The organism is Vibrio sp. 10N.261.52.A1 (assembly GCF_002876325.1).
In the GTDB taxonomy this organism is placed as follows: Bacteria; Pseudomonadota; Gammaproteobacteria; order Enterobacterales; family Vibrionaceae; genus Vibrio; species Vibrio chagasii.
In genome coordinates this window covers 2647-2977 of sequence record NZ_MCYD01000731.1, presented here as the reverse complement: position 1 = coordinate 2977, position 331 = coordinate 2647, and the positions used below count along the sequence as shown (strand labels likewise).

Below are 331 nucleotides of genomic sequence, written 5' to 3'. Positions count from 1 at the left end.
ACCTTGGAAAACGTCAGCGACTGACCAACCGTGAGAGATGGCAGAGATTGAGACGGGTTTTCTTCGCTCCTCCCTTTCCCCTCCTCTTTTTCTTCTTTCGCCACAACCCGCCAACCTTTGACGCGCTCCACTTTGCCGGAGGTTTTAAAGCGGTGTACTCCACACTGCAATTCAATCACGGTGGCGTCATCTTCAGCGTGCGGATAGAACTGAGCCACGTAACGCTGCACGATGGCTTGATACACGTGTTTTTCGCACTCACTGAGTCCAGTGAGTATCGGTACTTTTGCAGTGGGGATAATGGCGTGGTGCGAGCTTTGCGCCACTTTTT

The 331-nt window shown here is 52.3% G+C and carries 1 protein-coding gene; it reads right to left on the bottom strand.

What is annotated here, in order from left to right; all coding sequences use genetic code 11:
• Nucleotides 1-331 (bottom strand): DNA topoisomerase (locus BCT81_RS14940; protein ID WP_241908215.1); only part of this gene is annotated, 331 nt, incomplete at both ends.